Annotated in this window: 24 protein-coding genes; 15 read left to right on the forward strand and 9 right to left on the reverse strand. The window is 47.6% G+C overall.

Going from position 1 to position 17387, the window contains the following annotated elements; translation table 11 throughout:
- Window positions 1–138 precede the first annotated feature (138 nt).
- On the reverse strand, window positions 139–411 hold the full coding sequence (locus Q8K39_RS11505; RefSeq protein ID WP_305260261.1) for a helix-turn-helix transcriptional regulator: 273 nt from the start codon (window positions 409–411) through the stop codon (window positions 139–141).
- 221 nt (window positions 412–632) lie between these two features.
- Here Q8K39_RS11505 and Q8K39_RS11510 point away from each other — a divergent pair, with 221 nt between their 5' ends.
- Together Q8K39_RS11510 and Q8K39_RS11515 are read left to right on the forward strand one after the other, a co-directional pair.
- Window positions 633–929 carry a hypothetical protein gene (locus tag Q8K39_RS11510; protein ID WP_305260263.1) on the forward strand — a complete coding sequence of 99 codons (297 nt, stop codon included), beginning with the start codon at window positions 633–635 and terminating at the stop codon, window positions 927–929.
- A gap of 277 nt (window positions 930–1206) precedes the next feature.
- Window positions 1207–1440: a hypothetical protein gene (locus Q8K39_RS11515; RefSeq protein ID WP_230413528.1), complete on the forward strand. Its 234-nt coding sequence runs from the start codon at window positions 1207–1209 to the stop codon at window positions 1438–1440.
- A 130-nt stretch (window positions 1441–1570) separates the two neighbouring features.
- Here Q8K39_RS11515 and Q8K39_RS11520 read toward each other — a convergent pair whose 3' ends face one another.
- Entirely contained in the window at window positions 1571–3316 is a 1746-nt protein-coding gene (locus Q8K39_RS11520) for a patatin-like phospholipase family protein (RefSeq protein WP_305260268.1), read from the reverse strand.
- Window positions 3317–3624: 308 nt separating this feature from the next.
- On the opposite strand from Q8K39_RS11520, the gene Q8K39_RS11525 reads away from it, so the two are divergent.
- From Q8K39_RS11525 to Q8K39_RS11535, 3 genes are all read left to right on the forward strand, one after another.
- On the forward strand, window positions 3625–4611 hold the full coding sequence (locus Q8K39_RS11525) for a lipase family protein (protein ID WP_305260270.1): 987 nt from the start codon (window positions 3625–3627) through the stop codon (window positions 4609–4611).
- 77 nt (window positions 4612–4688) lie between these two features.
- Window positions 4689–5168, forward strand: a complete 480-nt coding sequence (locus tag Q8K39_RS11530; protein WP_305260272.1) for a phage tail protein — start codon at window positions 4689–4691, stop codon at window positions 5166–5168.
- A gap of 9 nt (window positions 5169–5177) precedes the next feature.
- Window positions 5178–5639, forward strand: coding sequence for a phage virion morphogenesis protein (locus Q8K39_RS11535; protein ID WP_305260274.1), 462 nt, complete (start codon window positions 5178–5180; stop codon window positions 5637–5639).
- 20 nt (window positions 5640–5659) lie between these two features.
- Here Q8K39_RS11535 and Q8K39_RS11540 read toward each other — a convergent pair whose 3' ends face one another.
- The 3 genes from Q8K39_RS11540 to Q8K39_RS11550 form a co-directional block, all read right to left on the reverse strand.
- Complete coding sequence (locus Q8K39_RS11540; RefSeq protein WP_305260275.1) at window positions 5660–6322, reverse strand: hypothetical protein; 663 nt, start codon at window positions 6320–6322, stop codon at window positions 5660–5662.
- Between the two features lie 110 nt (window positions 6323–6432).
- A complete protein-coding gene (locus Q8K39_RS11545) occupies window positions 6433–6960 on the reverse strand; it encodes a hypothetical protein (protein ID WP_305260277.1) in 528 nt (175 codons plus the stop codon).
- A 278-nt stretch (window positions 6961–7238) separates the two neighbouring features.
- Window positions 7239–7478 carry a hypothetical protein gene (locus Q8K39_RS11550; protein ID WP_305260279.1) on the reverse strand — a complete coding sequence of 80 codons (240 nt, stop codon included), beginning with the start codon at window positions 7476–7478 and terminating at the stop codon, window positions 7239–7241.
- 259 nt (window positions 7479–7737) lie between these two features.
- On the opposite strand from Q8K39_RS11550, the gene Q8K39_RS11555 reads away from it, so the two are divergent.
- The 8 genes from Q8K39_RS11555 to Q8K39_RS11590 all read left to right on the forward strand — a co-directional run bounded on the left by Q8K39_RS11555 (window position 7738) and on the right by Q8K39_RS11590 (window position 12756).
- A complete protein-coding gene (locus tag Q8K39_RS11555; RefSeq protein WP_305260280.1) occupies window positions 7738–7887 on the forward strand; it encodes a hypothetical protein in 150 nt (49 codons plus the stop codon).
- 120 nt (window positions 7888–8007) lie between these two features.
- Complete coding sequence (locus Q8K39_RS11560) at window positions 8008–8316, forward strand: hypothetical protein (RefSeq protein WP_305260282.1); 309 nt, start codon at window positions 8008–8010, stop codon at window positions 8314–8316.
- 109 nt (window positions 8317–8425) lie between these two features.
- Window positions 8426–8950 (forward strand): hypothetical protein, encoded by a 525-nt coding sequence (locus Q8K39_RS11565; RefSeq protein ID WP_305260283.1) that lies wholly within the window; start codon window positions 8426–8428, stop codon window positions 8948–8950.
- A 249-nt stretch (window positions 8951–9199) separates the two neighbouring features.
- Window positions 9200–9757: a hypothetical protein gene (locus tag Q8K39_RS11570; protein WP_305260285.1), complete on the forward strand. Its 558-nt coding sequence runs from the start codon at window positions 9200–9202 to the stop codon at window positions 9755–9757.
- A gap of 72 nt (window positions 9758–9829) precedes the next feature.
- Window positions 9830–10108 (forward strand): hypothetical protein, encoded by a 279-nt coding sequence (locus Q8K39_RS11575; RefSeq protein WP_305260287.1) that lies wholly within the window; start codon window positions 9830–9832, stop codon window positions 10106–10108.
- Between the two features lie 136 nt (window positions 10109–10244).
- Window positions 10245–10649 (forward strand): phage baseplate assembly protein V, encoded by a 405-nt coding sequence (locus tag Q8K39_RS11580; protein WP_305260288.1) that lies wholly within the window; start codon window positions 10245–10247, stop codon window positions 10647–10649.
- 458 nt (window positions 10650–11107) lie between these two features.
- Window positions 11108–11779, forward strand: coding sequence for a DUF4303 domain-containing protein (locus Q8K39_RS11585; RefSeq protein ID WP_305260290.1), 672 nt, complete (start codon window positions 11108–11110; stop codon window positions 11777–11779).
- A gap of 623 nt (window positions 11780–12402) precedes the next feature.
- Complete coding sequence (locus Q8K39_RS11590) at window positions 12403–12756, forward strand: CZB domain-containing protein (protein ID WP_305260292.1); 354 nt, start codon at window positions 12403–12405, stop codon at window positions 12754–12756.
- Between the two features lie 50 nt (window positions 12757–12806).
- On the opposite strand, the gene Q8K39_RS11595 is transcribed toward Q8K39_RS11590, so the two are convergent.
- From Q8K39_RS11595 to Q8K39_RS11610, 4 genes are read right to left on the reverse strand one after another with little or no spacing between them, the layout of a single operon-like run.
- Window positions 12807–13007 carry a toxin-antitoxin system HicB family antitoxin gene (locus Q8K39_RS11595; protein ID WP_305260294.1) on the reverse strand — a complete coding sequence of 67 codons (201 nt, stop codon included), beginning with the start codon at window positions 13005–13007 and terminating at the stop codon, window positions 12807–12809.
- Between the two features lie 5 nt (window positions 13008–13012).
- On the reverse strand, window positions 13013–13231 hold the full coding sequence (locus Q8K39_RS11600; protein WP_305260295.1) for a DUF2116 family Zn-ribbon domain-containing protein: 219 nt from the start codon (window positions 13229–13231) through the stop codon (window positions 13013–13015).
- Window positions 13228–14286, reverse strand: coding sequence for a phage portal protein (locus Q8K39_RS11605; RefSeq protein ID WP_305260297.1), 1059 nt, complete (start codon window positions 14284–14286; stop codon window positions 13228–13230). Before Q8K39_RS11605 ends, Q8K39_RS11600 begins: the two co-directional genes overlap by 4 nt.
- Window positions 14283–16112, reverse strand: coding sequence for a terminase ATPase subunit family protein (locus Q8K39_RS11610; protein ID WP_305260299.1), 1830 nt, complete (start codon window positions 16110–16112; stop codon window positions 14283–14285). The genes Q8K39_RS11605 and Q8K39_RS11610 overlap by 4 nt, the downstream gene beginning before the upstream one ends.
- Window positions 16113–16273: 161 nt before the next feature.
- Here Q8K39_RS11610 and Q8K39_RS11615 point away from each other — a divergent pair, with 161 nt between their 5' ends.
- Together Q8K39_RS11615 and Q8K39_RS11620 are read left to right on the forward strand one after the other, a co-directional pair.
- Window positions 16274–17104: a GPO family capsid scaffolding protein gene (locus Q8K39_RS11615; RefSeq protein WP_305260301.1), complete on the forward strand. Its 831-nt coding sequence runs from the start codon at window positions 16274–16276 to the stop codon at window positions 17102–17104.
- Window positions 17105–17165: 61 nt separating this feature from the next.
- Window positions 17166–17387, forward strand: a 222-nt coding sequence (locus Q8K39_RS11620) for a P2 family phage major capsid protein (protein ID WP_305260303.1), incomplete at its 3' end; no start/stop codon positions are given.

Raw genomic sequence — 17387 nt, forward strand, 5'->3', positions numbered from 1 at the left:
CAAGCACACCTCACTACCGTCATACATATCGGTTGTATGTACAGCAGCTAGGAATACTATAACCCAAAATTATGACGGCTGCATGAATTGCTATTTGAGTTACATCAAACTCACAATATAAGCTTCATGCGCTTGTGCTCATGCAGGCGCATCAGCCGCAGCTTCAGTGACTGGAATGCTTTCAAAGCGAAACAAGTCTTGCACCGAACAATTAAACAGCTCAGCAAAGGCTTCTATGAATTCGACCTTCCAGTGTTCTGCCTTGTTATCGACGATACGTAATAATTGAGAATGCGAGACAGTTACCCGTCTTGCGATCAGCAGGCGGTGCAAGGCAGAAACCGAACGGATCTTATGCTCAACCATCAACTCACGGATTCTGAGCTCGGCTTTTATTTTGTGTCCGGACATGGGGGAAATTATTGTTACTGGGTTTGTAGTAAGCGTGATTGAACTTCAATCAACGGCTGCGATGATACAGGAATTAAGCATTTTTTGCGGTCACCGCATAAAAACAACATGAAACATTCTATTTTCTCCACGCCATGCTGGATTTTTTCTGAAAGCTGTGGCAAGATCATTTCATCGAATTTGGCAAGACTTTTTAAACATTTTTTATTTAGGAACAATACGTGAAATCTACCTGGCTCCCACAACTGCAACAAGACATGTGCTTAACAGCACAGGACTTGCTGTCAGCATTGTCGGCCAAGGCAGTGGCGGGATTGGGCTATCGTGATGCGCCAACAAAACTGGCAACAGCAGCTGACGCAATATCCAAACGTATAGATACCAATCGCATTATTCGCACAGTCGCCAAGCATGTGAGTACCCGTAACGAGCAGTTCAATCCAGTTAATTTTACGCTTAACCCTAAACAAATCAACCGCATCCGAAGGTCAGCCCTTCAGGTAGCAGGAGCAAATTAATAATAGCTCCTCCCCGCCTCAAGCTGAAAAGCCCGGATGCCCTAAAAAGCTCCGGGCTTTTTGTTTAATCATCTGCTGCTTTTGTAAAAAGCGCAGATCCAGCAGTAAAACCCGCGCAAGCGGTCGTGGCCAGCAATAAGGTCACGGAAACACAAGTAAGGCACGACACAAGCTAAATTTGATCAAGTTTATTCAAGTGCATCTTAGTCAAAAGAAGAAGCAAAAGCCAAGGGGAAGTCCCCTAGCTATTTTTTAATATCAAGGAAGGGAGGTAAACATGTTTGCTGTATTCTGGATAGAAATCCACAAGCAAATAAAGATGTCTCATTGCAGAGAATTTGATACCGGCAACATGATTGCCGCCCTCAAATTTGCTGACAATCTGAGACAAAGACAAGCCGCAGGAGAATATATACGCCACATCAGCATGTCGTCAGAAAATACCAATTCTGTCGGCGTTCCAAGTGCGGCTATAGACTATCACTGGGCTGAACACAAGATTGCTGCATGATATCGCACAACACATCAAGGCAATCATCCATATGATCCTCAATATGCAAAGACCTGAGCAAGCTCAGGTCTTTTCATTTATAGCGTGTGCTCAGAATTAATTGTCTGTGCAGTGATACAATTTTTGCCTGCTATTTACTGCAATTGATCCACGATGCCAGCGGGTGTGAAGAAGTTGGTTCTTGCACTGAATAGTGCGGCACTTTCACTACATCACCTTGATCCTGGACTGCTTTGGATGCCAGTAAATTACTGATATTTTGAGACAACTTCTCCCGATGATTTTCTTTCAGCCATGTCACCAGTTTGTGGCCAGAATCAGTATCCATCGTCATCAAGACCCGGGCTGACTCAAAAAGAGAATTTTGAATCGGTATCTCTTCGCAACGTCCTGGGCCATTCACGGCCAGCTTGTAATTGGTTTGGATCGAATTGACAAATCTATCCAGTTTGATGAGCTGGTTATCGCGATGGGATTCGTCACGATATTCATCGATACTGCTCTGCTGTAAAAATGCATTGCGCTTACGTGGGCTGCCTTTTTTTGTCAGTTCCAGCAAGCGATCCAAACCTATATGCCACACCGCACAGTTAGCATGATTAATCGAGCGACCCACAGTCAGGGCAGGAACCTCATCTTCAGCAAAATGACGCCCGCGTGCCATCAATTTTCCAGCCCCGGAGTAAGCATAATTCTTCAAAGGTATATTGACGTTGGGATTAAATCTGTAAGACTGGTCACTTGCCAAAGGCACGCCAAGAATATCCAACTGCCCTTCCCTGCGTTGTTCAAGCAAGGAATCAAAGGCCCGGTAGATGGAAGGGCTGATGACATAATCAATCATACTGCTTCGCGTATCTGCCAGTGATCCGCTCAAATCGCCCCTGTCACTGACATGCGCGTCAACCAAGATCAACAAGCATGACAAATCCTGGGTACCCACCAAAATTTCCGAGTAAGCACGAATCAAGGCGTCCACACCCAAATTATCTGATGAACCGGCATCATACAAATGCAAAAACTTGGGACTGGGATGATGATAAAGCTGGCTATCCGCGTTAAAGTTCTTCAAGGCCAGCGGCACAAACAAACCTGGGTAGGCAGCAGAAGCCGCAACTGCATCTGCGACACGCAGTTGTTTCAAATCCGAACCAATTTCCTTAAACGCTGCGTCAGTGAAAGTAAAGCCCTGCAAACTTGCTTCAGAAGAATTCAATCCTCTGGTCGTCAAGGTATCCGCCCCGATAAAGCGATGCGCATGTGAACTATTAATATACAAAGAGGGCCTGCCTGGCTTGCGGTCGCCCAAATCGCCATAGACTGCACCTTTGTATATCCCGGCATCAAATACATCTGCCAGTATCCTGGTCGCATTCTTGCCAGAAGTCAGGGTCGGCACAAAATTAATTGGATTAGCTGAACGATATACCCAGGAAGATAAATAATCCTTGCGAAGCTGGGCCGACATTACATCAAAATCGGCCTTGCTTTCAAGTGGTTTCAGGCTTACCGCGGCGGCAGTCAAAGAACCACCGGACACAGAGGACAACGCAGTGACTTCATCAAACAGCCCAAAATTACGCAACTGCGCAATCACTCCCAAGCCAAAATTTGCTGCCCGCAAACCTCCCCCGGAGATCGCCACGCCAACAAACATGGGATGACGACAGGGATCATTCTCAGCCACAGCGGCGCTTGCACAGCCCAAGCTGGAAGGATAATTCGCTCGTGGCACACTGGTATCTGCGCTAGTCGCCTTCAAGTTTATATGAGGATTTCTTTCGTCAAGCTGCAAAGTAGCACAGCCTGACAAAAACATCGTTGCCCAGATCGAAGAGCCAATGACGGCATTTTTTATCGGGGAAATATTCAACATCCAGACTCCATGATTCACTAAAAATTTTGAATTCGCTGCCTGGCATCTCCGCAGGAAATTCAACAACAAGCTTAATAGACTATTAATTATTGCAGAGGTTCCACACTATCTCACAGTGTTGCTGCTGGCGTGCGGCTTACATGCAAAACCGCAAAAACACCTGAATACAAATATTGAAATAAGTTTGTCTTTTTAATCATTGTCGACTAAATTGTCAAATTGAAATTTCAATGAAATAGCAATGGCGATAGCTATACGCCCGAGAACTTACGAAGCCACTCAGCCCCAATTTTTAGGAGAAAGTCAGCATGAGCACGACCATATGCAATCCATCCTCCCCTAATCCCGGCCTGGCCATGACACTTGCGGCAACCGCATATTGCACAGATCCTGTCACGACACTCAATAACCTGAACAATGGCTGGACTGCCGTCTGGGTGGCCACGACCGATATCAATGGCAATATCGCCTTCATCGCCTACAACGGCAGCTCGCAATATGTCGTGGCCATACGCGGATCACTACTCAACTTCAGTTGGCAAGCCTTTGACAACTGGTTTGTTCAAGATTTGAACGTCTACAAACAGACTGCCTGGATATATCCTGCCAGCGATGCACAACCCATGATCTCGCAAGGCTCATCTGACGGCCTCAACGACCTAAGCCAACTCGTTAGCGCAACCGGGCAAACGATCTATCAATACCTGGCAGCAAATGCAATCGGCAACGACATCTCTATCGGCGTCGTCGGCCATAGCCTGGGCGGCAACCTCGCCACCGTATTTGCGCCCTGGCTACTGTATCAATTACAGCAAAATAAACTCACGCCCCCTGCGCTCTTCCCCGTGTTGACATTCGCTGCGCCAACTGCTGGCAACCAGGCTTTTGCAGAAGCCTACGATAAAAGTTTTCCGGCATCGTGGCGCTACTATAACGAGATCGATCTCGTCCCCATGGCATCGGACTCCCTACGCTCCGCCGAACAGCTCTACTCTCCAGCACCAGAGGCCAGCAGCATAGAAACCACTTACGGCAAAGTCACCGTCACACTCCAGAAAGCGATTGGACTCATTGCAGATTCCATTGACATATCTGAACTCCATTATGGTTCATATTATGCGCAAACAAATCAATCCAATGGCAGCATCGCGTTGAACACATCAAAGACCTTGAATCCAGTAGATACCAGCAAGCCCCTCATCGAACAATGGTTTGACCAGGTCGCCTCGCAACATGTCCAAAGCACATATCTGTCTTTCTTTGGACTATCACCAGTGACATGTGCTTCGACCTAGATGCAGACAAGCCGCCCACAAAAAACTTGAGTATAAAAAAATGCGCAAACACTTGATGACCAAGAGCTTGCGCAATTTTGAAGGCTGATTCAACCATAAACACAAACAAGCTGAAAGCCGTTCTTTCCCACTCAGTTACTTCATTGAAGTGCAGGAACAAGAAATACAGCCTGCACACCACCCGCACCGCCTCACGCTCGTTTGAATACGCCTATGTCCTCAACATCATCGTCACCGACTACAGCGGTGAAGAAGACGCCCTCATCCTCCCCCTGCTCGATTGGCTGGCAACCCACCAGGCAGACCTGCTCGGCAACGACGACAAAGCCAAAGGCATACGCTTCATGGTTGACTTCAACAACCACAACAGCGTCGACATTAGCCTCGAGATAGACTTAACAGAGCGCGTCATCGTCAAACAAACCGGCACCCGCCTAGACATCACCCACGCAGGCGAAGTCACCCCCACCCCAGACTACACCGCCCCCTGGTGGCAACTCTACAACGGCACCAAGCTGCTGGCAGAGTGGCAGGTACAACCCATACCACCCGTATAGAGCAACACCATGCAAGACGACCTCACCGCGCTAGAAACTTGGGCCAGCACCCTCCTGGCCAAGCTCGCCCCCGCCGCCCGCCGCAAATTAACGAACCAGGTAGCGCAAGACCTGCGCCGCCAGCAACAAACCCGCATCCAGGCACAACAAAACCCCGACGGCACCCCCTACGCACCGCGCAAACAACGCAAAAACATCAGGGATAAGCAAGGCCGCATCAAAAAGCAAAAAGCCAGCATGTTCAACAAGCTGCGCACAAACACCCACCTCAAGGCAAAGGCAGACGGCAACGGGCTGGAAGTGGGTTTCTATGGCCGGGTAGCCCGTATTGCGCGGGTGCATCAATACGGGCTACGGGATAGGGTTGTGGCGGGTGGGGGTGATGTTCAGTATGAACAGAGGCGGGTTTTGGGATTAAATTTTGAACAAGATATTTATTCATTTAAAATCTTGAATAATATTTTCATTTGACTGAACCATATATCAAATCCCTATTTTCTTTTGTGGCAATCGAAATATCCGTCAAATACTTTTCCTCCTTTTTCGATAGAGATTACCTCGAACTGGAAATCAAAAACGGCTTTATGCTTCATATTTCCGATATCTAAATACTCTACATTAGCCACAAGTGGAGGCGCTTTATAATTCCATTCATCCGCGTTCCTTTGGGTTTCCAGAAAAACAAACGCAGAATATAACTGAATAAAAGTATCCGGCACTTGAACCATTATCGCTGAACGCTGCGTCGATACTGGCAAAACATAATCGAAGTGGAGATTGCGTTGATTTTCCCAGTAAGAAATATGTCGAGCCTCACCAACGGATTTAACTAGCTTTCCGTCTTTGAATACAAATGCTTCTGATGCATTCAATTTTTTACAGAGCGCATTCACTTCATCAACAGTTTTCTCTAGAGGGAAAGACCAGGATATAGAAACAGATTTAGCAGCTCCTAGTCCAACGTTTTCCATAGGAATTTTAAATCCGGGATCGAAATTTTTCTTAGTGACTTCCTTACTATCTTTTGGTACCCATTTGCAGGGAAAGCTTTTGTCTTTTGCAACATCGCAACGGGCATCGAAGTATATCTGCGAAAATGCCAATTCTGGTCTGTACATCGCATTTCGTTGATTTGCAATTTGACGAACTGTCATAAATGTAGCTACTGCTGAGAGGCACGTTCCTATACTAGCGACTAACGCTATTGTTTGATCTGGGCTCATATTTTTTAAACAGAGTTAAAATAAAACGACTGTCTGGCATTTCACAAATCGGCACTCTGCATTGCTTTCACAATTATTTGAGTTGCGACTTCCAACTCTGCAGAGGTCGAAACACTCCATGTGCAGATAGTTTTTAATGCGTCATTGCATGCTTCTAAAGATTCGATGTCAGCATCACTATTTCGCATCAAAAACCCTTTTCGCCCCTTCAGACTGCCCTTTAATTGTTTCCAACGAGACGGCTCCCCACTTTCAACCGTCCACAATGAATGAACAACTCGATTTCTAAATTCCTCCCCAGCGTAAAGAGCTTTTCTAACAAGTACGATATCAACCTTTGGCAACTGCGGATTTCTACGTCTAGGATAAAGCTCAACCAATAAATCTACCTTTTGCTTGAAGCTCATTGCCGCCGACACTACAAATTGGTCCTCAATCTCTTTCATCACTAGCATGGACGCAAGTTCTTCCGCAAGCCAGTGCTCTACTTGTTGAAAGCGGACCACTGTGTGACCAATTGCCCGAAAGAGCTTGGCCGTATCCTCTACTATGTTTGTCTTTTCTATCATAGTTGACCTTGATATCTTTGAAAATTAATGCTCATCATCAATAACTAATTCTCCAGCCACGGAGAACCTACTTATAACTACATTTAGCTCATATTAAATTTTCCAGCGATTTAGATGCGACAGCCTCAGACCGCATAAGGACAATTAGCCCTCCGTATTCTCACACTTGATCTTGCAATGATTACGATATTTTTACAGACTCTGCACGCGTGCGATTACGTAACTTTAATCATATCTACGCGAGCTTCTTAGGAAATTCATTCATTGAATTGGTTTTATCAATAGCTTTCATAGAGATGGCTCACACAAACTCCACAAACGGCGCGCCCCATTACGGCGCATTCTATACGTGCCTTATTCTCGTCGTAGCACGCGAAAATATTTGCCGCGTTTTCCCCCCTATCCATTTTTTTGCAAATGGATTTTGGTGCCGATGTGCAGCCTTTATCTTTCATGTCACCTTCAAATAAATGAAGCTCATCTGTGTCACCATCTTTTTTGAGTGTGTATGCTTTCAATTTGTATCCCTCTGAGTTTTCGCCTTGCTAGTCTCCAAGTCAAAATGAATTAGGGCTATGCTGAACAAGTATCCGAATAACGACATTACCTTTGATAAGTCATTGATTCACAAAGAGGTAAAATTTACGAGCAGGACTTAATCAGCGTAGCCTTAGAATCAAGGCGAATACAATTAACTAATTTATATTCAAATTTTGCAAATGAATTATGTGTCCTAATGGTTAATTGTTGTTAATTGATTACCACTACGAAACTTTAGTGTTCATAACCATACACATTGCCAAAACACCCAAACCTGCGCTATCCTTGCGCCAGGTGCTCAACACACCTAATCCCGTCAGCGGCCAACCACCCGCGCCCGAAAGTCGTGGTTTTTTTACGTCCATAGGTTTCCCTATGGCCGGGTAGCGCGTAACGATACAAGACCCGCAAGGGGAAAGTTGCGGGCCGTCTGACGGCGGTGTTGAAGTACCCGGCCACCCTCTCAACAGGGGTGAAATTCAACGTAGAAACCGTCAGGAGGCCATCATGGCTGCTCATACCCCTATTGCGTCTGTAATAGCTGCATCATCACAACCCTCTTTTGCCTTTTCCAAACTGCAAGACCTGCGCGCCAGCTTTGAACGCCTCCGCGGCCTGCAAATCGACGCCCTCAAAGCCATGGGCTTTGACACCCTGCTCGACGACCTTGCCAGCATCTGCGACGCCCTAACCGAGCTAGACCGCATCAACGCCGACATGGGCGTCACCGACAGCGCCCTCACCATGCTGCTGCATCGAAGCTGTAGACGTCGACAGGTGCGCCCTGCTGGGCTATCCATCGCCAACGCAACTTAGGCACTGATGCAATACACCAGCCAGACACAGACAAAAACCTGTGTCTGGTGTTGGTATTGATACAATGTGGCATTGAGCCAAGAAAATTGGTGGCCACATCAGGACAAACATGACCTCAACCGTCGTTTTCGACATCACACAAGCCGGATATAAATCCTATACTTTTCCAGCGTTCGGGCTAATCTTTGTTGCCATTGGTGCAGTGATACTGTTTTTTCACTTCATCAACAAACGCAAAACCCCACCCGGATCAAAAACCAAACTTTCTGGGAAAAGACCTTGGTTTTTTTATTTCTATTTTGGGTTTTCCTGTATATGGACTATTACCTCATTCCACAGCACTTACTCTGACTACAGAGACTTGCGCACTGCCTACGAACATGGTCAATGCAAACTCGCAGAAGGCCGGGTCGAAAATTTCAAGATAGCGCCTAGAGAAAAAAGAAAATCGGACGAATCGTTTGATGTAGGAAACGCCCATTTCTATTACGCAAATCACAATGTCTCCGCAGGCTTTAACACATCTTCTATTGTCGGCGGCCCCATGAAAGAAGGCCTGTATGTACGGATACATCATTGCGGCAACGATATCGCAAGGCTTGAAATTGTCGATGATGTAAAACCAAAGAATTAGCCCAGGTAGGTGCGAATAACCCAGCGTTTTCGCACGCATGATTTAGTGGTGGTTATAGATATTTTCAGTCTCGACATGCGTGCGATTACGTTTCACTTGTTCAAGAACAAGACCGACTTTAATCCTGATCTGATCACAATAAAAACTTGACGGGAACCATAGAATCTAATCGCACCTACGCAGGCTGGTGTTGGTATTGATACAATGTGGCATTGAGCCAAGAAAATTGGTAGCCACATCAGGATAAACATGACCTCAACCGTCGTTTTCGACATCACACAAGCCGGATATAAATCCTATGGTTTTCCAGCATTCGGCCTATTCTTTGTTGTATTAAGTGCGTGGATGCTGTTTTCATTTTTAGATCAAAAGCGCAAAAATTTCCCAAACAAATCAATCCGGTTCAGAGGGAAAACTTGGAATTTTTATTGTCTTTTTGGATGCACCTGCTTATGGACAATTTTTACCTTCAAGGGCACATATACCGACTATAGAAACTTGCGCACCGCCTACGAACAGGGCCAATGCGAACTTGTAGAAGGCCGGGTCGAAAATTTCCAGAACGTCTCTCAATCGAAACCCAGGCCCGAAGTCGAGAACGACTCTCGATCGAAACCCAGGCCCGAAGAACAATTCGACGTTGGAAACACGCATTTCTTCTATTCAAAATCTGTTATCACCGCAGGCTTTAATACATCTCTTGCTGCTGGCGGCCCCATGAAAGAAGGCCTGTATGTACGGATACATCACTGCGGCAACGATATCGCAAGGCTTGAAATTGTCGATGATGTGAAACCAAAGAATTAGCAAGCCTAGCTGCGAATAGCCCCACGTATATCTTCAAGACGAATTAGACCGCGTAGGTACGAGTTCAAAAACATGACACAAATAATTACCAATCCCGAAATAGTTGACGAATTAAGAAAACGCCATGCATCAGGCGAAAAACCTTCTGCACTGTTGAAGTACCTTAAAAGCACACACCCTGGTGATGGAGGACTTGGCTTTACAGCGATGAAGTATTTTAGAGTAGCCTTTGATCTTTCTCTTAAGCCGGTGCTGCCTATTCCTGGCTGGACGAGAGGTGAACTATCAGACGAAGCAATTGATTCATTCCTTTCGAGCGAACTTCCAGTAAGCCCGCGTAGGTACGAATAGCCCCGCGTATTCGTACGCATGTTGCATCAAAATATCTCACACCCCTCGCGCACGCGTAAACGCCATTGAGTTACTAAACCCCATAGCAACCCCTCCCCGCGTGACTGGCTAGCCCGGTCACGTCACCATAGACGGCATGGAATTCACCCTTGCCGACCTCTCCCGCCGCCTGCAAAATCTCGTCCGCTTTGGCACCATCGCCGAAGTGAAGCACAGTCGCGTACCGCAAGTGCGCCTGCAAATTGGCGATATCAAAACCGGCTTCTTGCCCATGGCAACCGCGCGCGCTGGCAAAACAAAGACATGGAACCCGCCCACTGTTGGCGAGCAATGCGTTTTGCTTTCGCCTTCTGGTGAATTTGCGTGCGGCGTGGTCTTGCCAGGCATTGCCAGCAATCACAACCCCGCACCAGACACCAACCCAGACAACACCCGCACCGAGTACCCAGACGGCGCGACGGCTGATTACAACCACGCAGAGCATCACTACATCATCGCTTTGCCAGCAAAAAGCAGTAACGGGAATTGCAGGTATTGGTGATACAAGTAAGTTACTGAGCAGGAAGTCACGAAACAGGTTTATCGAAGGCTTGTTGAAGAGGTAAAGCCTACCTTGTAAACCTGGGAGTTGCGGAAGTAGTTTCCGCAACTCGTGCCATTTTTCATATTTGGCGTGGTCGTTTCTACAAGATAAAATCGTAGCGCAAATAAAAAAGCCCTTGATTATCAAGGGCTTTTTCGTATTCGTTGGCGGAAGCTGTGAGATTCGAACTCACGAAGGCTATAACACCTCGCCAGTTTTCAAGTTCTACTCATAAATCAATCAAATCAAGCACGTAACAAAAAATCGTATCCATTTGCTCTTCTTTGTCGAAATTTCGTCTCTACTATGGCAACATAGATATGAAATTCCTACTTGCGGAAACGATTCCCTACTATCCAAATTGCTACGGCCAAGATGATTAGCATCGTTTCAAATTTATTTCTCAATAACTGAAAATGAACAAATACAACAAAAAATTAACTTTACTCTGGGCACCCTGGGTAGAAAAGAACTATTCCGAACTCAAGGAAACTATCAAGCATGACGTGTCGCAATACCTTAGTGATTTACGACATAACCATCCCAATCAAGATTTTTATGGCTTTTCCTTGCTCACGTACAATGGCTTTCCATCAATTTATCCGGTATTGAATACGGTAGAGCAGCTAAAGAAACATACTGTCGGCGCGCCTGTGAAATACGATCAATATTGTCCTGATGAGTGGGTTTATCGGGAGAAAAACTCTCCATTCGACAAAGCCAACAAATACATTGCTACATTGCACAAGGAATTTGATGCAATCAACGAGCAATATGAAAACCTTGAATTTGAAACTGTAAATTCCCTAGATGATGAAATTGCAACATATTGGAAGAAGAATGTAGAGCGCATTTTTGAAACTGCCGTTGATGCTCTCGCCGAGCTACAAAGTGAAGGGCATTTCTCTTGGATAAAAAATGAGCCATCGGCGTTACTGATGATCTGGTTTCCTGACGCTTCAACCTGGGAACTAAATATGTCAAGAGAATCGGTAAGGCGGCTAAATACAGAATCAACATACCAGGAATTTTGCGAAGTTTTCGAGCTGAATGAAAATGAAGTACCCCTCGGGAAAAAGGTAACTTAGGTAATTTATTTTATCAAAACCGTGGAAACCCTTGATACATAAGGCTTTCAAGCGAATTGCAAAAGGTAATAATTAGGTAATGTAAAGGTATTCTAGTTACCTATATAAATGGTATTTTCTTCTTTAGTAAATATCCTTATAAATCAATGATTTAAGAATTAATTACCTTTTACATTACCTAAAGTTACCAAATAAAGTAACCAGATATCCCTATATAAATCAAACACTTAGAAATGAATAAATGATGTCATTACCTTAGTTACCCTTTTCCCGAGGCCTCCCCAAATCTCAGGAAAACTAGGTGTTTCCCTTTGTATGGCCGCATGCAGTTATCACCATCATGGTGACAGGTGCGACTTTGCATGAAATCTGCGTCAAACTGCGTCAGCTTTTGGGGCTATCAGAGCGGCCGCAAACGTAAGCCGGGCCTGCTTGTAACCAGTGACGCATATTTGAGTCAAAAGAGCTCCATTTAGCGGGCAGGCGTGGTGGGGGGATGTCTGCGCGCCACAGGCTCCAGTAGATAAATAAATATTCAAATTACAACAATCACCATTTATTGCTGCTATATGCCTTAAAATGAACTAGGCATCTTTCCGAAGTTATAAACGTGGAGACTAAAAATGGACTTAGAGAATGCAGTCGCAAAACACTCCGAATGGAAAACAAAATTCCGAGTGGCAATTACAAAGAAGGAAACAATGGATGCCGCAACTATAGGCAAAGATAATTGTTGCGATCTTGGAAAATGGCTTCATGGTGAGGCAAAGGCGGCCCATAGCAAACTGGCGTCATATACTGACTGCGTAGCGAAACACGCTACCTTTCATAATGAAGCAGGCAAGGTCGCTACCGCCATCAATGCCAAGAAGTACGAAGAGGCCGAAAAAATGATTGGTGCGGGCACACCATACAGCAGCGCGTCATCTGGCGTAGGCGTCGCAATAATGAAGTTAAAAAAAGAGGCTGGCATCTAAACTAACAATTACATGCCACATTGATGCATATAAAGCCGCGCAAGGCGGCTTTACAGTGCTTCTGAGGTGTGAAGCGCTAATGTGTATGTTTCCAGCAGATCGGCTACGCTAGTGTTTAAACTCTTTCCTGATGCCTCTGCGTATATAGCAGCTCTTGCGTGCGTTTCTGGTGAAATTCTCAGACGCAAATTGCCGGAATATGGTTTCTGTGCTGGTCTGCCGGTTTTCTCAGCAACAGCCGAACGGCGCACCAATTTTATAAAGACCGGCGGCCATTCCTTATCATGGCCGCTTGCTCCTTGTCAAAATCATCCCTGCAATCTGTATTGCAAAATTGTTCCTCGTGATTGATGACCTCATCACAGAACAAACATCGGCCATTACTATAAACGTGCTGGATACGGCTGGCCTGGGCGATTGCAGCAGCGGTAAAAGTCTCTATCAATTTATCTGAAGCATCAGCAATATCACTCATTTTGTAGCCCCTCCCGTATCACCTAAAGAATATGGATTGAAGCGGATTACTTCCTCGCCCAGCCACTCGTTACACTCTCTGAAGCGCGCCTGCAGCGGCTCAAGCTCATTCATGGCAAACACCTTGGCCGCTGGTTCAACAGCGCCAAAGCCGCCCGTATTGTTCGGCACCAGCCCCAGCAACTGGGGCGGTACCCGGTGTGCAGCCAACATGTCATCGCGGGTCACGTTCTTGATACTGAAAAACTCATCCTTGGCCGCCACCTCAGACACCGGCAATATCTGGATGCCGTCTTTCTTGCCGTTCGGCGCATACATGAACACATTGCGGAAATTGCCCGGTCCCTTGCTGTCGCGCAGCGCTTGGCGCATGTTGTCGACATCGCTTTGATTCTGTGCCGGGTCGGTCATGTACAAGATGAAGCCAGCATGTGAGCCGTTCTTGTAATACTTGCGGCGGAATAGCGTTGCCGCCTCGTTCAACCAGGCAGAGTGCAAGGCGCTCAGGTATTCCGGCAGGCCGTACACCTCCTGATTGATGTCCGGCTCCATCAAATGGAAAATCGCCCCAGACTCAAACACATGATCTTCCTGCCAGCCACGCACAAAGGCGTATTGGTTCAAGTCATCACTGCAGCGGCGCATGTACTTGGCCAGCGCCGGTTCAAGCTGCAAAGGCTTGCCGGTGCGGCTTTTACGGTTTTCCAGATAGGCATTGCCAAACACCAAAAAATCCAGCGCAAACCGGCTAAACGCCTCGCGTGACAGCAACCGGTGCGGCACAAAGGTGGCCGCCAGCAAGTTACGCTTTACATAGATCGCCGTTGAATGGTGCACGCTGGCCCTGAAAGACTTAGCCAGGCCGTCCCAACTAATAGGCGGCTCGTAATACCGCCCATTCGTCCAGCACTCGATATAGTCCAGAATTTCAGCCCGGTCTAATACCGGCGTAGGGTCACCAAAGCTGAACACCTCAGCACCTGGCAAAGCCGGTACCGCCTCCGCCTGGCTTTCTGACGCCGCCTTGAATGGCCCACGCCGCTTTCTCTTGCTCATGAATACACCTCCATAAATGATTGATTGCTGCCTATGCCGCCATCTAGCGGCTCATGATCCAGCGCATGCATACAAGCCCAGGCAAGGTCTGCATGCCCGGTTTCTTCGCTACGGTCTGCCACATAGGTCACATGCTGGCCGCTGGCCGTCAGCGTCTTTTTAATCGTCATGAATGCCTGCGCCAGATCCGTGGCCCCGGCGTCAAATTCCAGACGGCCCTTGCTGATCACATCGCGGGCTTTGATGACCATGCGGCTCTTCACAGCCGGGTCATAGTTGATCTTGGTTACATTGGGATAGAAGTTCTTCACCAGCTGGTGCACGCCTTCACCCATACCCGTCGCATCAATACCTATAAAGGCGACGTGGTAGCGAATAGTGGATTGCCGTATCTGTTCCGCCTGGGCCGCAAAGTCCATACCCCTGAACTGCATGCGCTCCAAGACCCGGAACTTGCCGCCGGGCGTGCGCGGTGGCGCAAGAATCACCAGCCCGGCACTATCCCCCGTAAATGCCGGGTCATACCCTATCCAGACCGGGTTATCCCCATAAGGCCGCGTCGTAAATGGCTTAAAGTCTGTCCAATCAACCCAGGCATCCACCATGCACTTTTGCAGCTCCTGCAAAGGGAACACAGAGGCTGTGTCATCAATAAACTGACACATCAACAGGTTTTCAAACTGGTCCGGGCTGTACTCATAGGTGCGCAGCTCGTCGATATCAAACAGATCACAGCCACCGGCCTGAGCGTCCAAGATCGTGACGATCTGCCGCCACATCTTGTCTTCGCCCGTAAAGCCAGAGGCAAGCCGCTTGTGGCTGACATCAATATTGACCTGGTCTTTTTTTGGCCGCCGCTTATTGAACAGCTCCCCCGTCCAGAATGGGTAAGCCTCATGCGTGATGCTCGATGGCGTAGAAAAGTAAGTCTTGCGCCACTGCTTATGCAGCGCCATGCCAGACGCCACCTTGTTCAATTCCTGAAACTTATGCGTCCAGAAAAATTCATCAAAATAGAAATTGCCGTGATACCCCTGGGCCGTGCGCGCATTCGTCCCCAAGAAGTAAAGATGTGCGCCATTAGGCAACACAATGGGATCACCGGCCAGCTCAATCCCCGCCGCCTCCTTGGCAAACTGAATGATGTATTGCTTAAAAACGTGCGCCTGTGCTTTGGATGCAGATAGAAAAATCTGATTGCGCCCGGTTTCCATGGCATCGGCCAAGGCCTCCCGCGCAAAGTACCAGGTAGCCCCAATCTGTCGCGATTTCAAAATCACCCGCGTGCGCTCGCCCCCATTACGCAGCCACACCTTTTGATAATCAAACAGCGAATCCCTAAACGCCTCTAAGAGTTGGTCGCGCTGCTCATCACTAAAATCATTGCGCGTCGGCTTTTTCTTAGGCCCCGCATTGCGATTTGCCAGCTTAGGATTCAAATCCACCTCATTGCCGCCCGGTGCCTCATACCGCCGCACCCGCGCCGTCTGCACTGCCTGGCGCATCAGCAAATCTATTTCTTTAAAGTCGCCGCCAGTCTTAACCTCCTTGGCAATCAACTGCACCAGGCGCGTTTCAAGACTCGCTTCAATCTTTTCTATGAACGGCGTGTCGTCCCATTTCTCCCGGTCGCACCAGCTCTGCACAGTGGTGCGCTTGATATCCAGATGTCGGGCAATAGATGAAATACGCCAGCCCTGCCAGTACAAGGCCTGCGCGTGTTTCTTCAGGTCGTAAGTAGGCGCGACTGTTGCGCCATCAGCAGGCGCATCAAGTTGGTTATCGGGGGAAATTTCAGACGTGTCATCGTCGGCAAGATCAATCATGCCGCCAGATTACGGGCTTCGCGCCCGCGCAGGCACTCCCGGCAAGTTGATATAAATCTTATCAACTCCGTGCTGATTGAAGGGAAAACCCACAGAGCGGACTATGCCAACTGCACAGCCAGAAATCAATTCTTGACACCGACAACCTACACCATCAAACCATGAGCAAAAAATTCAAATCTAAATTTTTCCGTGTGGCGCTCGAAGGCGCAACAACTGACGGCCGCAAAATCGAACGCAGCTGGATTCAACAGATGGCTAAAAACTTCGACCCGCAAAAATACGGCGCACGCATCTGGATGGAACATATACGCGGCACGCTGGCCGATAGTCCATTCCGTGCCTATGGCGACGTGACCGCCGTCAAGGCCGAAGAAGTCACCATCGACGGCAATAAAAAACTAGCGCTGTTTGCCCAAATTGAACCGACAGACGACTTGATCGCAATGACCAAGGCCAAGCAAAAGATTTACACCAGCATAGAAATCAATGACAAGTTTGCCGACACCGGCGAAGCCTATCTTGTCGGCCTGGGCGTCACCGACAGCCCGGCCAGCCTTGGTACTGAAGTTCTCAGCTTTGCGGCCAATAACCCCACCGCGAACCCATTTGCAGGCCGCAAAACCAATCCTGAACACCTGTTTTCTGCTGCTATTGAAGCCGATCTTGAATTTGAAGAAATCAACACAGAAACCACCGGCCTGGCCGCCAAAGTCAAAGACCTACTCAAAGTCTTCAATAGCAAAAAAGGCGGTGACGATGCCCGCTTTGACGATCTCGGCCAGGCAATCGAAACCGTGGTGGAACACACCGCAGACCAGGAACAGCGTTTTAGTGAATCAACCAAACGCATTTCCGAACTGGAAAAAAACCTCAAAACCGTCACCGACAATTTCAACAGCCTGAAAACCCAGCTCGACAAAGAACCCGGCAACCAGACCACCAGGCCCACTGCCACAGGCGGCAACGGCACAGAACAAACAGACTGTTAAGCCTGTAAGCGACAGCAACTCACCACGACACCAACACACACAAAACACGGAGTAAGCACGCATGAGAAACAATACCCGCCTGGCCTTCAATTCCTTGCTGGCCCGCCTGAGCGAACTCAACGGCGTCGATGACGCCACCAAGACCTTTAGCATCGCACCGACAGTGCAACAAAAGCTGGAAACCAAGATACAAGAATCCAGCGAGTTCTTAAGCAAAATCAACATCATCGGCGTGACCGAGATGGAAGGCGAAAAGCTGCACCTCGGCATTACCAGCCCGGTC

The sequence above is a fragment of the Undibacterium sp. genome (assembly GCF_030683615.1).
Lineage (GTDB): Bacteria > Pseudomonadota > Gammaproteobacteria > Burkholderiales > Burkholderiaceae_D > Undibacterium > Undibacterium umbellatum.

Excerpts from the sequence above, each read along its gene's own strand:
- Q8K39_RS11505 (WP_305260261.1), bottom strand. The coding sequence starts at position 411 with ATGTCCGGACACAAAATAAAAGCCGAGCTCAGAATCCGTGAGTTGATG.
- Q8K39_RS11515 (WP_230413528.1), top strand. The coding sequence starts at position 1,207 with ATGTTTGCTGTATTCTGGATAGAAATCCACAAGCAAATAAAGATGTCT.
- Q8K39_RS11520 (WP_305260268.1), bottom strand. The coding sequence starts at position 3,316 with ATGTTGAATATTTCCCCGATAAAAAATGCCGTCATTGGCTCTTCGATC.
- Q8K39_RS11525 (WP_305260270.1), top strand. The coding sequence starts at position 3,625 with ATGAGCACGACCATATGCAATCCATCCTCCCCTAATCCCGGCCTGGCC.
- Q8K39_RS11535 (WP_305260274.1), top strand. The coding sequence starts at position 5,178 with ATGCAAGACGACCTCACCGCGCTAGAAACTTGGGCCAGCACCCTCCTG.
- Q8K39_RS11540 (WP_305260275.1), bottom strand. The coding sequence starts at position 6,322 with ATGACAGTTCGTCAAATTGCAAATCAACGAAATGCGATGTACAGACCA.
- Q8K39_RS11545 (WP_305260277.1), bottom strand. The coding sequence starts at position 6,960 with ATGATAGAAAAGACAAACATAGTAGAGGATACGGCCAAGCTCTTTCGG.
- Q8K39_RS11560 (WP_305260282.1), top strand. The coding sequence starts at position 8,008 with ATGGCTGCTCATACCCCTATTGCGTCTGTAATAGCTGCATCATCACAA.
- Q8K39_RS11565 (WP_305260283.1), top strand. The coding sequence starts at position 8,426 with ATGACCTCAACCGTCGTTTTCGACATCACACAAGCCGGATATAAATCC.
- Q8K39_RS11570 (WP_305260285.1), top strand. The coding sequence starts at position 9,200 with ATGACCTCAACCGTCGTTTTCGACATCACACAAGCCGGATATAAATCC.
- Q8K39_RS11575 (WP_305260287.1), top strand. The coding sequence starts at position 9,830 with ATGACACAAATAATTACCAATCCCGAAATAGTTGACGAATTAAGAAAA.
- Q8K39_RS11580 (WP_305260288.1), top strand. The coding sequence starts at position 10,245 with ATGGAATTCACCCTTGCCGACCTCTCCCGCCGCCTGCAAAATCTCGTC.
- Q8K39_RS11585 (WP_305260290.1), top strand. The coding sequence starts at position 11,108 with ATGAACAAATACAACAAAAAATTAACTTTACTCTGGGCACCCTGGGTA.
- Q8K39_RS11590 (WP_305260292.1), top strand. The coding sequence starts at position 12,403 with ATGGACTTAGAGAATGCAGTCGCAAAACACTCCGAATGGAAAACAAAA.
- Q8K39_RS11600 (WP_305260295.1), bottom strand. The coding sequence starts at position 13,231 with ATGAGTGATATTGCTGATGCTTCAGATAAATTGATAGAGACTTTTACC.
- Q8K39_RS11605 (WP_305260297.1), bottom strand. The coding sequence starts at position 14,286 with ATGAGCAAGAGAAAGCGGCGTGGGCCATTCAAGGCGGCGTCAGAAAGC.
- Q8K39_RS11610 (WP_305260299.1), bottom strand. The coding sequence starts at position 16,112 with ATGATTGATCTTGCCGACGATGACACGTCTGAAATTTCCCCCGATAAC.
- Q8K39_RS11615 (WP_305260301.1), top strand. The coding sequence starts at position 16,274 with ATGAGCAAAAAATTCAAATCTAAATTTTTCCGTGTGGCGCTCGAAGGC.